A 13,676-nucleotide genomic window follows, 5' to 3' on the forward strand; every position below is an offset into this window, starting at 1 on the left:
GAACGCGACCATGCCGAGATTTGCCAACAAGCGCCGCGTGCGTCACAGCGCCTCCCAGATGTTCGATCTGGTCGCCGATGTCGAGCGCTATCCGGAATTCGTGCCGCTCTGCAAATCGCTGAAGATTCGCCAGCGCACGCCGCAGGAGAATGGCACCGAGGTCATCGTTGCCGACATGACCGTGTCGTTCAAGCTGGTCCAGGAATCCTTCACCAGCCGCGTTACGCTGGATCGGCCGAACCTGAAGATCATGGTCGAATATCTGCGTGGTCCGTTCAGCAATCTCGAAAACCGCTGGACCTTTGAGCCGAAGGCAGATGACGGGGAATGCGACGTCGGCTTCTTCATCGCCTATGAGTTCAAGAGCCGCATGCTGGCGATGCTGATGGGCACGATGTTCGATGCCGCATTCCAGCGCTTTGCCGTAGCCTTCGAGAAGCGCGCGGACGAAGTCTATCGTGTGCCACGAGTCACGGGCGTTCCGTCTACTTCTTAGTTGTCGGCTTCTTCAAGGGTGCCGTGGGCCTGCGACGCTTGACGGCCGTGCGTCGCGGCGAGCGCGCCACACGTGGCCGCGCCAGATTTGCTGCCGCGCGCTTCTTGGCTGGCGGCTGTGGTCCGCGCGCCAATTCGATGAGCATCCGCAAGGCTTCCAGCACCGAGCGCTGACGCACCGCGCTGCGGCCGATGGCGCCGAAACGGCATTCCTTGTTGACGATGCGACCGTCACGCGATGCGACGGCAAAATGCACGAGGCCGACCGGCTTGCCGGGCGTTGCGCCGCCAGGACCAGCGATTCCGGTGATCGAGACCGCGAGATCGACATCCGCCTCTTCCAGCGCACCGACCGCCATCTGGATTGCGGTCTCCTTGCTGACCGCGCCGAAGCTCTCAAGTGTCGCCGTCTTGACGCCGAGCATCGCGTGTTTGGCAGTGTTGGAATAGGTGACGAAGCCGCGGTCGATCACGTCGGACGAGCCGGGAATTTCCGTCAGCGCGCCGGCCACGAGACCGCCAGTGCAGGACTCGGCGGTCGCGATCGTCAGCTTGCGGCTGCGGCAGAGATCGAGCAGCGCGCGGGAGAGGGCTCGTGCGTCACTCGCTGCCATATCAGTCGGTCCAGGGAAGGCGGATGGTGGCGGCGGCAGTGGCGGCGATGCCTTCTTCGCGGCCGGTGAAGCCAAGACGTTCGCTGGTGGTCGCCTTCACGGCCACGCGCGACAGCGCCACGCCGGTGATTTCGCTGATCTTCTCGCGCATCGAATCGCGCAGCGGGCCGATCTTCGGCCGTTCGCAGATCAGCGTCACTTCGAGATTTGCGATTCGGCCGCCGCGTGCGGTGACGCGATCGACGGCGTATTTCAGGAATTTGTCGGAGGCCGCACCCTTCCATTGGGGATCGCTCGGCGGGAAGTGCGAGCCGATATCGCCATCGGCCAGCGCGCCCAGGATCGCATCGACCAGCGCATGCAGGCCGACGTCACCGTCGGAATGGGCAAGAAAGCCGCGTGTATGCGGCACGCGCACGCCGCAGATCATCAGGTGATCGCCGTCGCCGAAAGCGTGCACGTCGTAGCCCGTGCCCATGCGGATATCGCCGAGCGATGCTGCGAGACGCGCTTCTTCGCGAATGAAATCTTCGGGGGTCGTGAGCTTCATATTTGCAAGATCGCCTTCAAAGGTTGCCACGGTCAATCCCGCCCATTCGGCGAGCGCGGCATCGTCGGTGAAATCATCGCGGCCTTCTTTTGCAGCACGACGATGCGCTTCAAGGATGACATCGAAACGAAATGCCTGCGGCGTCTGCGCGCTGCGTAAGCGCGCACGGTCCGGCGTCGCTTCCACGTGACCGGCCTCGTTGACCTGTTTGATCGTATCCGTGACGGCAACGCCCGGCACGGCAGCGCCGGTGATCTGCGCAGCGGCAATGGCGCGCTCGATCAAGGCCGGGGTCACGAAAGGGCGGGCTGCGTCATGGATCAGCACGATATCCGGTGCGTGATCGGCCAGAGCTTCCAGTCCGGCACGCACCGATGCCTGACGCGTCGCTCCACCGTTCGCAGGAGCATGATACCGTAATTCACTTACCGCCTCGTTGAAGGCAGCGATATCGTCAGGATTGGTGATGGGCTGGACCGCGAAGACCTGGGGATGGTTGCAGAACGGCTCCATGGCCCGCGCAATAACGCTGCGGCCTCCGATCATGCGATATTGCTTCGGTCCACCGGACCCGGCGCGAAGGCCGCGGCCGGCGGCAACGATAATTGCGGCTGTCTTCAAACCGGCAGTATTGGGTGATTTTGTCATCAGGGTCAGGTGATTAAGGGGTAAGCGGTGATCGCACAGCCCTTAGCACGGCCGCGTGCAAAAACAGTATGATTACATTCTCGTGGCTGCATAAGAGTGCATTGCTGCACTGCACTTGCAAAATGAACTCATCTGTCTAATGTGTAGGCATGACGGTTGACTGCACAACAAATGTGCGCATTATGCGCCCTATGCCCGCAATGCAGCGGACGAGAGAACGACGAGCAGGTCTGTGACCATCCCGGACTCACTATACAGCAAGCGCTTACGAATTGGTGACATCGAGATCGCCAACCGGGTCGTTCTGGCGCCGATGTCGGGCATCACCGATGCGCCGTTCCGCAGGCTGACCGCCGAACTCGGTGCAGGCCTCGTCGTGTCAGAAATGACCGCCAGCGACGATCTCGTCAACGGCCGCCCCATGTCGGTATTACGCTGCGAAGCGACCGGGATCGGCCCGCATGTGGTCCAGCTGGCCGGCTGCGAGACCCGCTGGATGGCCGAGGGGGCCCGGGTGGCCGAAGCGGCGGGCGCCGACATCATCGATATCAATATGGGATGCCCGGCGCGGCACGTCACCGGCGGCCAGTCCGGCTCCGCGCTGATGCGCGATCTCGACCATGCGCTGAAGCTGATCGAAGCGACGATCGCTGCCGTGAAGGTGCCGGTGACCCTGAAGATGCGCCTTGGCTGGGACGATCGCACGCTGAATGCGCCGGAACTTGCGCAGCGCGCGGAGCAGGCGGGTGTACAGCTCATCACCGTGCACGGCCGCACCCGTTGCCAGTTCTACAAGGGCGAAGCCGACTGGAGCGCCGTGCGCCCTGTGAAGGACGCCGTCGGCATCCCCGTTATCGTCAATGGCGATATCACCTCCTACGACAAGGCCGTGAGGGCGCTTGAAATGTCTGGCGCCGACGCCGTCATGATGGGCCGCGGTGCGCAGGGCATGCCGTGGCTGCCGGGCCAGATTGGCCGGCGTCTCGAAACCGGCATCGCGGAAGCCGTGCCGTCGCTGCAGCAGCAGCTCGCCTATATCTGCGCGCTCTATGACGATGTGGTCCGTCACTACGGTCTGCGCATCGGCCTGCGCCACGCGCGCAAACATCTCGGCTGGGCGCTCGATGCCGCAGCAGCCACGAGCTGCGCACCAGCGGCCGTGCTGAAGACCTGGCGACAGAAGATCCTTACATCCGAAGATCCCTCCGGTGTGCAGCGGTCTCTGAACGACGCTTTTGACGATTTCGCATGGAGTGCCGCCGCATGAACGCCGCAGAGCACCGTCGCCCTGTCCCCACCGACAGTGAGGCCATTCTCAACGCGCTGCCGAATCCGGTGATCCTGATCGCGCCCGACGGCAAGATCGTCGACGCCAATATGGCCGCCGAATCCTTCTTCGAGATTTCCGCGCAGTTCCTGCGCCGGCAGTCGCTGAAAGAATTGGTGCCGTTCGGCAGTCCGCTGCTGGCGCTGATCGACCAGGTTCGCGCCGCCGGTTCGCCGGTGAACGAATACAAGGTCGATCTCGGCACGCCGCGCATCGGCGGCGATCGTCAGGTCGATCTGCACGTCGCGCCGCTCACCGAGCGCCCGGGCCATATCGTGGTGATGCTGCAGGAACGCACCATCGCCGACAAGATGGATAGGCAGCTCACCCATCGCAGCGCCGCACGTTCGGTGATCGCACTGGCGGCGATGCTGGCACATGAGATCAAGAATCCGCTGTCGGGTATCCGTGGCGCCGCACAGCTGCTCGAGCAGTCGGCATCGTCTGAAGACCGCATGCTGACGCGTCTGATCTGCGATGAAGCCGACCGCATCGTCACGCTGGTCGACCGTATGGAAGTGTTCGGCGACGATCGTCCAGTGGCGCGGGGCCCTGTCAACATTCACTCCGTGCTCGATCATGTGAAGCGCCTCGCGCAGTCCGGCTTCGCTCGCAACATTCGCTTCATCGAGGACTACGACCCGTCGCTGCCGCCGGTGCTCGCCAATCAGGATCAGCTCATTCAGGTGTTCCTCAATCTGGTGAAGAACGCCGCGGAAGCCATCGTCGATCTCGGCTCCGATGGCGAGATCCAGCTTACCACCGCATTCCGGCCCGGCGTGCGCCTGTCAGTGCCGGGCAAGAAATCGCGCGTGTCACTGCCGCTCGAGTTTTGCGTCAAGGACAACGGTCCCGGCGTTCCCGAAGATCTCCTGCCCAACCTGTTCGATCCCTTCGTCACCACCAAACCCACCGGAAGCGGCCTGGGTCTTGCATTGGTAGCGAAGATTGTCGGCGATCACGGCGGCATCATCGAATGTGAATCACAGCCTCGAAAGACGACGTTTCGCGTGCTGCTGCCAATGTTCAACCCCGCCAAGACACTGGACGACAAGACCCTTGATCCAAGCAACGCCGATGCCTCCGCGGCACCGACGAACACCTCACAGACGTAAGACGAGGACTAACGATGGCTGCAGGTAGCATTCTGGTCGCGGACGACGATACGGCGATCCGCACCGTCCTCAATCAGGCGCTGTCGCGCGCCGGATACGAGGTTCGTCTGACCGGAAACGCAGCCACGCTGTGGCGATGGGTCAGCCAGGGCGAAGGTGATCTCGTCATCACCGACGTGGTGATGCCCGACGAGAACGCATTCGATCTGCTGCCACGGATCAAGAAGATGCGTCCCAATCTGCCGGTCATCGTGATGAGCGCGCAAAATACGTTCATGACCGCGATCCGCGCCTCCGAGCGCGGCGCCTATGAATATCTGCCGAAGCCGTTCGATCTGAAGGAACTGATCGCAATCGTCGGTCGTGCGCTGGCCGAGCCGAAGGAACGTGTCGCGAGCCACGCCGATGATGGTGAGTTCGACTCGATCCCGCTGGTCGGCCGCTCGCCGGCGATGCAGGAAATCTACCGCGTGCTCGCCCGCCTGATGCAGACCGATCTCACGGTCATGATCTCCGGCGAGTCCGGCACCGGCAAGGAACTGGTGGCCCGCGCGCTGCATGACTACGGCAAACGCCGCAACGGCCCGTTCGTGGCGGTCAACATGGCGGCGATCCCGCGCGATCTGATCGAGTCCGAACTGTTCGGCCATGAGCGCGGCGCCTTCACTGGCGCCAATGCCCGCGCCACCGGCCGCTTCGAGCAGGCCGAAGGTGGCACATTGTTCCTGGACGAAATCGGCGACATGCCGATGGAAGCCCAGACCCGTCTGCTGCGTGTGTTGCAGCAGGGCGAATACACGACCGTCGGCGGACGCACCCCGATCAAGACCGACGTGCGCATCGTGGCCGCCTCGAACAAGGATCTGCGCATCCTGATCCAGCAGGGTCTGTTCCGCGAAGATCTGTTCTTCCGCCTCAACGTCGTGCCGCTGCGCCTGCCGCCGCTGCGCGAGCGTATCGAGGATCTGCCGGACCTGATCCGGCACTTCTTTGCCCTCGCTGAGAAGGACGGCCTGCCGCCGAAGAAGCTCGACGCTCTCGCGCTCGAGCGCATGAAGCAGCATCGCTGGCCCGGCAACGTGCGCGAACTCGAAAACCTCGCCCGCCGTCTGGCAGCGCTCTATCCGCAGGATGTCATCACTGGTTCGGTTATCGACGGTGAACTGGCACCGCCCGCTGTGGCCTCGGGTGGTAACGTGCCGACCGGCGTGGATAATCTCGGTGGGGCTGTCGAGGTCTATCTGTCCTCGCACTTCTCCAGCTTCCCGAATGGCGTACCGCCGCCCGGCCTCTATCACCGCATTCTGCGCGAGATCGAGGTGCCACTGCTGACTGCAGCGCTGGCCGCGACGAGGGGTAACCAGATTCGCGCCGCGGATCTGCTCGGCCTCAACCGCAATACGCTGCGGAAGAAGATTCGCGACCTCGACATTCAGGTCTATCGAACCGGGGGCTGATCGCGGCAGCGAGATCGAGCAATTCCAGGGTTTGAGACGCAAAAACAAACGAAAACGCAGGAGATGCGCTTTCGTTTGCTGGTCTGCGCCGCGGATTTGTCGTAATTGAGCAACATTGTTGTATGATTGCATCAGTGCGGTCCGGGCTGCCCCGGCAGCCGCACGGCGTCCACGCTCACCACATTGTCGGAATGACCAGCGCAGACACGTCGGCTACAGCCTATGAACCATCGATGGCGGAGCCGCGCAGGTGGTCCCTGCGGCGGCTGTTCGTGCCTTTGGCCGTCGGCCTGGCACTCCTCTCGTCATGCCTGACCTTCGTCGTCCTGAATGGTCTGACGCCGATGGCGCCGACCCATCAGGTCGTCGTCACCTTCCTGCTGATCAATGCCGCCAGCGTCCTCCTGCTGGTCCTGATCATCGCCCGTGAAGTCTGGAAAGTGGTCCAGGCCCGCCGCCGGGGCAGGGCTGCTGCACGCCTTCACGTCCAGATTGTCAGCCTGTTCTCCGTGATCGCCGTGCTGCCGGCCGTGCTGGTGTCGATCGTCGCCAATGTGACGCTGGACCGCGGCCTCGACCGACTGTTCTCAGGCCCAACCCGTGCCGTGATCGGCAATTCACTGACCGTCGCCCGCGCTTACGTCCATGAGCATGCACAGCTGATCCGCGGCGATATCCTGGGCATGGCCAATGATCTCGCCCATATCCGTCCCCTCTACGACCAGGACCGCGGCACCTTCCGCAGCCTGCTGTCAGCTAACGCGGCGTCGCGTAATCTGCCGGGCGCCATGTTGATCGACAAGGATCGCAACGTCCTTGAATCCGCGCAAACCGGAATCCGTCAGGATTTCACGACGCCTGCGCCCGAATTTCTGCAAAACGTCAATGACAGCGAGCCCGAGATCGCCATCATTCCGGAGGGCAATTACGTCGCTGCCGTGATCCGGCTGAAGGCCTTCGACAACACCTTCCTTTATGTGGCGCGATTGCTCGACCCACGCGTGGTCGCGCAATTGAAACAGACCGAGGCCAGCGTCGCCGAATATGCTGAACTGGAATCCCGAAGGCTGGGCATTCAGGTGGCCTTCGCGCTGATGTTCACGGTGATCGCACTGACGGTGCTGATGTCGTCGGTGCTGATAGGACTGAATTTCGCCAACTGGCTGGTGGCGCCGATCCGCCGCCTGATGGGCGCGGCGAACATGGTCTCGACGGGCGATCTGCATGTGCAAGTGCCGGTGATCCAGTCCGAGGGCGATCTCGCCCATCTCGGCGAGACCTTCAACAAGATGACACAGGAATTGCGTACGCAACGCGACGAACTGGTCAGCGCCAGCGACGTCATCGACAGCCGCCGCCGTTTCATCGAGGCCGTGTTGTCATCGGCCAGCGCTGGCATCATCGGTGTCGATGGCTCCAACATGATCGGCATTCTCAACCGCTCCGCCGAGAAGCTTGTCGGTCACTCGGAGTCCGAGACGTTGGGTCACCCGCTGCACGAGATCATCCCGGAGCTCGACGAACTGATGCAGACCGCACGCGAGGGATCGCAGCGGCTGGTGCAGGGGCAGGTCACAATCACCCGCGACGGGCAGGAGCGTAACCTGTCGGTCCGTGTCAGCGCCGAACAGACCAGCCAGTCGCGCGACAGTTACATCATCACCCTCGATGACATCACCGAACTCGTCTCCGCGCAGCGCACCTCGGCCTGGGCCGACGTGGCGCGCCGCATCGCTCATGAAATCAAGAACCCGCTGACGCCGATCCAGCTCTCTGCCGAGCGCATCAAACGCAAGTTCGGCAAGGTGATCGTCGATGACAAGGCGATCTTCGAACAATGCACCGACACGATCGTCCGGCAGGTCGACGATATCAGGCGCATGGTCGATGAATTCTCGCGCTTTGCGCGGATGCCCAAGCCCGTGATCGAAGGCGAGGACGTCGCCGACACCGTGCGTCAGGCCGTGTTCCTGATGCGGGTTGGTCATCCCGATCTGGATATCTCCGCCGAGATCAAGGAAGAGCCGATGCGCGCGCGGTTCGACCGCCGGCTGATCTCGCAGGCGCTCACCAACATCATCAAGAATGCGACCGAAGCCATCGAGGTGGTTCCTGCCGAAGAACTCGGAAAAGGTCGCATTGACGTCATCGCTTCCAGAGACAACGACGACATCGTGATCGACGTGATCGACAACGGAATCGGCCTGCCGACCGTCAGTCGCTCGCGTCTGCTGGAGCCCTATGTGACGACGCGCGAGAAGGGCACCGGCCTCGGTCTCGCCATCGTCGGCAAGGTTCTGGAAGATCATGGCGGCCGTATCGAACTGAACGATGCTTCGAACATTCGCCCGGGACAGCGTGGCGCCTGGATGCGGTTGCGGTTCGCGGTGTCCGGTCAGAAACCTGACGCGGACAAGGGCGAACCTGGCGCGACACCCGATGACGAACGCAAGATCAAAGCCGCTACCGGCAGCTGACAAGAAAAAAAACATGACCAGGATATTTTGAGCCATGGCAAATGACATTCTGATCGTTGACGACGAAGCCGATATCCGCGACCTTGTTGCGGGCATTCTGGACGATGAAGGATTCAGCACGCGCACGGCGCGGGACAGCGACTCCGCATTGTCGGAGATCGCCAATCGCCGCCCGAGCCTGGTGTTTCTCGACATCTGGCTGCAAGGCAGCAAGCTCGACGGCCTACAACTGCTCGAGCAGGTCAAGCGCGACAATCCCGAGTTGCCTGTGGTGATGATCTCCGGCCACGGCAATATCGAAACTGCCGTCGCCGCGATCAAGCGCGGCGCCTACGACTTCATCGAAAAGCCGTTCAAGGCCGATCGCCTGATCCTTGTCGCAACGCGTGCGCTCGAGACCTCGCGGCTGAAACGCGAAGTCAAGGAACTGAAACAGCTCGCGCCGATCGCCAATTCGCTGACGGGGCGCTCGGCCGCCATGAACCAGCTGCGCCAGACCATCGATCGCGCTGCCAAGGCCAATAGCCGCATTCTGATCGTCGGCCCATCGGGCGCCGGCAAGGAGCTCGCAGCGCGCACGCTGCACGCGGCTTCCGCCCGTGCCACTGGACCGTTCGTGGTCATCAACGCCGCAGCGATTACACCAGAGCGCATGGAAGTCGAACTGTTCGGCGTCGAGCAAACCAATGGCGAACAGGCGCGCAAGGCAGGCGCTCTGGAAGAAGCCCATGGCGGCACGCTGTTCATCGATGAGATCGGCGATCTGCCGCGCGAGACCCAGAACAAGATCCTGCGCGTGCTGGTAGACCAGACCTTCATGCGGGCAGGGGGCACGACCAAGGTGAATGTCGATGTCCGCATCATCTCGTCGACCGCGCGCAATCTCGAAGAGGAAATCGCCGAAGGTCGCTTCCGTGAGGACCTCTATCATCGCCTTTCGGTGGTGCCGATCCGGGTGCCGCCACTGTCCGAGCACCGTGAAGATATTCCGGAGCTGATCGAATATTTCATGGAGCAGATCTCCATCGCCACCGGTCTGCCGAAGCGGCAGATCGGCGAGGACGCCATGGCGGTCCTGCAGTCCCATGTCTGGCCGGGCAATATCCGCCAGCTCCGCAACAACGTCGAACGCGTCATGATCCTGGCCGGCGGCGGACCGGAGGTCATCATCACCGCCGACATGCTGCCGCAGGACGTCGGCTCGATGGTGCCGTCGATGCCGACCAGCAACAATGGCGAGCACATCATGGGCCTGCCGCTGCGCGAAGCCCGCGAAGTGTTCGAACGCGATTATCTGATTGCGCAGATCAGCCGTTTTTCGGGTAATATCTCGCGCACCGCTGAATTCGTCGGCATGGAGCGTTCGGCCTTGCACCGCAAGCTCAAGGCGCTCGGCGTCGGCTAAAACACTCACGTCAACTCAAGTTTCAACCCAAGCCTCGGAACGAACATGTCGCGCATCGCCTATGTGAATGGTCAGTACGTCAACCTGCGCGATGCCGCGGTGAACGTCGAGGACCGCGGTTATCAATTCGCGGATGGCATCTACGAAGTCTGTGAGATCATCGGCGGCAAGATGGTCGACTTTCCCCGCCATATTGCGCGCATGCAGCGCTCACTACGGGAATTGCGCATCGCCGAGGCAATGCCGCTGACATCGCTCAAGGTGGTGATGCAGGAAGTGATCCGCCGCAACCGTATCAATTACGGCATCGTCTATCTGCAAATCAGCCGCGGCGTCGCCCATCGCGATCATGGCTTCCCGTCGCCGGAGGTGAAGCCCAGCGTGGTCGTGACCGCCAAATCGCTCAACTTCGCCAAGAACCAGGCGACTGCCGCCAAGGGCGTGAAGGTGATCACGACGGCAGAGAATCGCTGGCCGCGCGTCGACATCAAGACGGTCGGCCTGTTGCCCAATGTGCTGGCGCGCCAGGAAGCCCGCGACAAGGGCGCCTACGAAGCCTGGTATGTCGACGCCGACGGTTTTGTCACCGAAGGCGCATCATGCAACGCCTGGATCGTCACCAAAGACGGCAAAGTGGTCACACGCACCGCTGAGCGCGGCATCCTTGCGGGCATTACCCGAGCCGTGTTGATCGAGGTTCTGGCCTCGATGCAGCTCAAACTGGAAGAGCGGAACTTCACACCAGCCGAGGCTTATGACGCCGCCGAAGCCTTCGTCTCGTCGGCGAGTCAGATCGTGATGCCGGTCATCAACATCGACGGCAAACAGATAGGTGACGGCAAGCCTGGTGGTATCGCGACGCGTCTGAGGCAGGAATTCCATAAATTCGCGGCGATTTCCTAAAATTTGCCGCGCTTTTAGGCACCAATTCCGCGTTCCGGCTTGCCTAAAAAGCGCGCCTGCCGTCTAATCAGGTCGTCGCGCTCCCGGAGGGGGATCTCAGGGGAAAGCGCGGCGGCTTGGTAAGGCTCCGGAGAGGGCTGCGCCGGGTTCAAAAAAAGCAACAAAACAGACTGCGGGATTAAAAAAAATGGCGGCAGACCGCGCACAGAATCTACAGGACACCTTCCTCAACCACGTACGCAAGACCAAGACTCCGCTCACGATCTTTCTCGTGAACGGCGTCAAACTGCAGGGCATTGTCACCTGGTTCGACAATTTCTGTCTTTTGCTCCGGCGCGACGGACACTCGCAGCTGGTGTATAAGCATGCGATCTCGACCATCATGCCGGGCGCACCGATTCAGCTGTTTGAGGGTGGCGAGGATCCGGCTTGAGCGAACTCCTGAGAGACGCTTGATTGGAATTTCGTAGCTTCGAAGGCAATGCGGCCGACCGACCCTCGGCCAGCAGCGAATCGACCGGCCGCGTTCTCGTGGTCGGTCCTTACTTGCGCGAACGGCGGGGCGATGCCGACGCGCAAGCCTATTCTCATGTCCGCGATACGGAAGCCCGACTCCAAGAGGCGGTCGGTCTCGCACGTGCCATCGACCTCACCGTCGTCGAGGCCGTCGCCGCGCCGCTGAGCCAGATCCGCCCGGCCACCTATCTTGGCAAGGGCAAGGTCGAGGAGATCGCCGGTCTGATCGCGGCGAACGAGATCGGCATCGTGGTGATGGACTGCGCGCTGTCGCCGATCCAGCAGCGCAACTTGGAAAAGGAACTGAAGGCCAAGGTGCTCGACCGCACCGGCCTCATCCTCGAAATCTTCGGCCGCCGTGCCAAGACAAAGGAAGGCACGCTGCAGGTCGAGCTCGCGCATCTCAACTATCAGCGCAGTCGTCTCGTCCGCTCATGGACCCATCTGGAACGCCAGCGCGGCGGCTTTGGCTTCATGGGCGGTCCCGGCGAGACCCAGATCGAGGCCGATCGCCGCATGATCGGCGACCGCATCGCGCGGTTGGAGGCCGATCTCAGAAAAGTCCAGGCGACGCGGCGCCTGCATCGCGCCGGCCGCCAGCGCGTGCCGTATCGCGTTGTCGCGTTGGTCGGTTACACCAATGCCGGCAAGTCGACACTGTTCAATCGGCTGACGCGCGCCGATGTGCAGGCCGAGGACATGTTGTTCGCGACCCTCGATCCGACGCTGCGCGCGCTGACGCTGCCCCATGGCGGCAAGGCGATGCTGTCGGACACGGTGGGCTTCATCTCCAACCTGCCGACCCAGCTCGTTGCGGCCTTCCGCGCCACGCTGGAAGAGGTGCTGGAAGCCGACATCATCCTGCATGTGCGCGACATCTCGCACGAAGACGCCGACGCGCAGCAGAGCGATGTCGACAAGGTTTTGCGTCAGCTCGGCATCGACACCGATGCATCGGCGCGCATTCTCGAAGTCTGGAACAAGATCGATCGTTTCTCGCCGGAAGAGCGCGAAAACCTCGCCAATATTGCGGCCCGCCGTCCGCCGGAGAAGCCGTGCTTCATGGTTTCCGCGGAAACCGGCGAGGGCATCGATGCGCTCCTCAATGCCATCGAAGAACGGCTTGCGGCTGCGCGCGTGACGCTGGATCTGCAGATCGATGCCGCCGATGGCGCGGGCGTGAGCTGGCTACATCGCAATGCCGAGATTCTCGTGAAAGAACTGCACGACGGACATTTCGACATGGTGGTGCGCGTCGACGAGACCAAGCGCGATGTGGTGATGAGCAAGTATGGCGCGGTGTTGCATCCCGTGGAGTACTGACGGCTACTCCGCGCCCTTCGCCTCGTTCCACAGCGCATCCATCTCTTCGAGCGACGCCTCCTGCAGCGAGCTTCCCTTCGCAGCCAGAGCCCGCTCGATATAGCCGAAGCGCCGCTCGAATTTCGCATTGGTGGCGCGGAGCGCCAGCTCCGGATCGGCCTTCACATGGCGCGCGAGATTGACCAGCGCGAACATCAGATCGCCGGTCTCGGCTGCCACCTCGCTCTGATCGCCGCGATCGAGCGCGGCTTCGATCTCGTCGGCTTCCTCGCGGATTTTCGCCAGCACCGCGCGCGGATCGTTCCAGTCGAAGCCGACGCTGGAGGCTTTTGTCTGCAGCTCCATGGCTTGGCTCAATGCAGGTTGCCCGGCCTTGACGCTGGCGAGGAACGAGGAGGGCGGCGGAATGTCCACGCCCCGCCGCGCGGCTCGCTCGGCCTTCTCCTCGGCCTTGATGCGATCCCAGACGCCCTTGACATGGCCCGGCGTCAGGTTGCCGTCCTTGTCGGCAAATACATGCGGATGCCGGCGGATCATCTTGCGGGTGATCGCCTCCACGACGTCGCCGAACGCGAATACGTTCTGTTCTTCAGCCATCCGGGCGTGGAACACCACCTGCAGCAGGAGATCGCCGAGTTCGTCGCAGAGATCGTGGAGATCGTGCCGGACGATGGCATCGGCGACCTCATAGGCCTCCTCGATCGTATAGGGCGCGATACTCGCGAAGTCCTGCTCCAGATCCCATGGGCAGCCCGTCACGGGCGTGCGCAACTGGGCCATGATCTCGATCAGGCCGGCGATATCGCGGGAAGGGGTCATGAGGCACCACGGGTCATAGCAGGAGCC

Annotated in this window: 12 protein-coding genes; 9 read left to right on the forward strand and 3 right to left on the reverse strand. The window is 62.5% G+C overall.

The window, feature by feature from the left end; translation table 11 throughout:
- Window positions 1–10: 10 nt before the first annotated feature.
- Window positions 11–496, forward strand: coding sequence for a type II toxin-antitoxin system RatA family toxin (locus AC1RLZ_RS12660; protein WP_120289687.1), 486 nt, complete (start codon window positions 11–13; stop codon window positions 494–496).
- Here AC1RLZ_RS12660 and AC1RLZ_RS12665 read toward each other — a convergent pair.
- Both AC1RLZ_RS12665 and AC1RLZ_RS12670 read right to left on the reverse strand, forming a co-directional pair.
- A complete protein-coding gene (locus AC1RLZ_RS12665) occupies window positions 486–1,109 on the reverse strand; it encodes a CinA family protein (protein ID WP_371424654.1) in 624 nt (207 codons plus the stop codon). The two genes, AC1RLZ_RS12660 and AC1RLZ_RS12665, sit on opposite strands and share 11 nt — an antisense overlap.
- 1 nt (window position 1,110) lies before the next feature.
- Window positions 1,111–2,307 carry a bifunctional 2-C-methyl-D-erythritol 4-phosphate cytidylyltransferase/2-C-methyl-D-erythritol 2,4-cyclodiphosphate synthase gene (locus AC1RLZ_RS12670; protein WP_493188897.1) on the reverse strand — a complete coding sequence of 399 codons (1,197 nt, stop codon included), beginning with the start codon at window positions 2,305–2,307 and terminating at the stop codon, window positions 1,111–1,113.
- Between the two features lie 232 nt (window positions 2,308–2,539).
- Here AC1RLZ_RS12670 and dusB point away from each other — a divergent pair, with 232 nt between their 5' ends.
- From dusB to hflX, 8 genes are all read left to right on the forward strand, one after another.
- Window positions 2,540–3,574, forward strand: a complete 1,035-nt coding sequence (dusB, locus tag AC1RLZ_RS12675; protein ID WP_493188898.1) for a tRNA dihydrouridine synthase DusB — start codon at window positions 2,540–2,542, stop codon at window positions 3,572–3,574.
- Window positions 3,571–4,749 carry a two-component system sensor histidine kinase NtrB gene (locus AC1RLZ_RS12680; protein ID WP_493188899.1) on the forward strand — a complete coding sequence of 393 codons (1,179 nt, stop codon included), beginning with the start codon at window positions 3,571–3,573 and terminating at the stop codon, window positions 4,747–4,749. Before dusB ends, AC1RLZ_RS12680 begins: the two co-directional genes overlap by 4 nt.
- 14 nt (window positions 4,750–4,763) lie before the next feature.
- The gene (gene ntrC / locus AC1RLZ_RS12685) at window positions 4,764–6,206 is read left to right on the forward strand and encodes a nitrogen regulation protein NR(I) (RefSeq protein WP_493188900.1); all 1,443 of its coding nucleotides are present in this window, start codon (window positions 4,764–4,766) and stop codon (window positions 6,204–6,206) included.
- Between the two features lie 191 nt (window positions 6,207–6,397).
- A complete protein-coding gene (locus AC1RLZ_RS12690; RefSeq protein WP_493188901.1) occupies window positions 6,398–8,683 on the forward strand; it encodes a sensor histidine kinase NtrY-like in 2,286 nt (761 codons plus the stop codon).
- A 34-nt stretch (window positions 8,684–8,717) separates the two neighbouring features.
- Window positions 8,718–10,088, forward strand: coding sequence for a nitrogen assimilation response regulator NtrX (gene ntrX / locus AC1RLZ_RS12695; protein WP_371424648.1), 1,371 nt, complete (start codon window positions 8,718–8,720; stop codon window positions 10,086–10,088).
- Between the two features lie 45 nt (window positions 10,089–10,133).
- Window positions 10,134–10,991: a D-amino-acid transaminase gene (locus AC1RLZ_RS12700; protein WP_371424647.1), complete on the forward strand. Its 858-nt coding sequence runs from the start codon at window positions 10,134–10,136 to the stop codon at window positions 10,989–10,991.
- 187 nt (window positions 10,992–11,178) lie between these two features.
- Window positions 11,179–11,424 (forward strand): RNA chaperone Hfq, encoded by a 246-nt coding sequence (gene hfq / locus AC1RLZ_RS12705; RefSeq protein ID WP_068731834.1) that lies wholly within the window; start codon window positions 11,179–11,181, stop codon window positions 11,422–11,424.
- 23 nt (window positions 11,425–11,447) lie between these two features.
- On the forward strand, window positions 11,448–12,830 hold the full coding sequence (hflX, locus tag AC1RLZ_RS12710) for a GTPase HflX (protein ID WP_493188902.1): 1,383 nt from the start codon (window positions 11,448–11,450) through the stop codon (window positions 12,828–12,830).
- Window positions 12,831–12,833: 3 nt separating this feature from the next.
- Here hflX and mazG read toward each other — a convergent pair whose 3' ends face one another.
- Window positions 12,834–13,649, reverse strand: a complete 816-nt coding sequence (gene mazG / locus AC1RLZ_RS12715; RefSeq protein WP_493188903.1) for a nucleoside triphosphate pyrophosphohydrolase — start codon at window positions 13,647–13,649, stop codon at window positions 12,834–12,836.
- Window positions 13,650–13,676: the final 27 nt, after the last annotated feature.

It is taken from the genome of Tardiphaga sp. GW822-FHT04G09 (assembly GCF_058800725.1).

Excerpts from the sequence above, each read along its gene's own strand:
- AC1RLZ_RS12660 (WP_120289687.1), top strand. The coding sequence starts at position 11 with ATGCCGAGATTTGCCAACAAGCGCCGCGTGCGTCACAGCGCCTCCCAG.
- AC1RLZ_RS12665 (WP_371424654.1), bottom strand. The coding sequence starts at position 1,109 with ATGGCAGCGAGTGACGCACGAGCCCTCTCCCGCGCGCTGCTCGATCTC.
- AC1RLZ_RS12670 (WP_493188897.1), bottom strand. The coding sequence starts at position 2,307 with ATGACAAAATCACCCAATACTGCCGGTTTGAAGACAGCCGCAATTATC.
- AC1RLZ_RS12680 (WP_493188899.1), top strand. The coding sequence starts at position 3,571 with ATGAACGCCGCAGAGCACCGTCGCCCTGTCCCCACCGACAGTGAGGCC.
- ntrC (WP_493188900.1), top strand. The coding sequence starts at position 4,764 with ATGGCTGCAGGTAGCATTCTGGTCGCGGACGACGATACGGCGATCCGC.
- AC1RLZ_RS12690 (WP_493188901.1), top strand. The coding sequence starts at position 6,398 with ATGACCAGCGCAGACACGTCGGCTACAGCCTATGAACCATCGATGGCG.
- ntrX (WP_371424648.1), top strand. The coding sequence starts at position 8,718 with ATGGCAAATGACATTCTGATCGTTGACGACGAAGCCGATATCCGCGAC.
- AC1RLZ_RS12700 (WP_371424647.1), top strand. The coding sequence starts at position 10,134 with ATGTCGCGCATCGCCTATGTGAATGGTCAGTACGTCAACCTGCGCGAT.
- hfq (WP_068731834.1), top strand. The coding sequence starts at position 11,179 with ATGGCGGCAGACCGCGCACAGAATCTACAGGACACCTTCCTCAACCAC.
- mazG (WP_493188903.1), bottom strand. The coding sequence starts at position 13,649 with ATGACCCCTTCCCGCGATATCGCCGGCCTGATCGAGATCATGGCCCAG.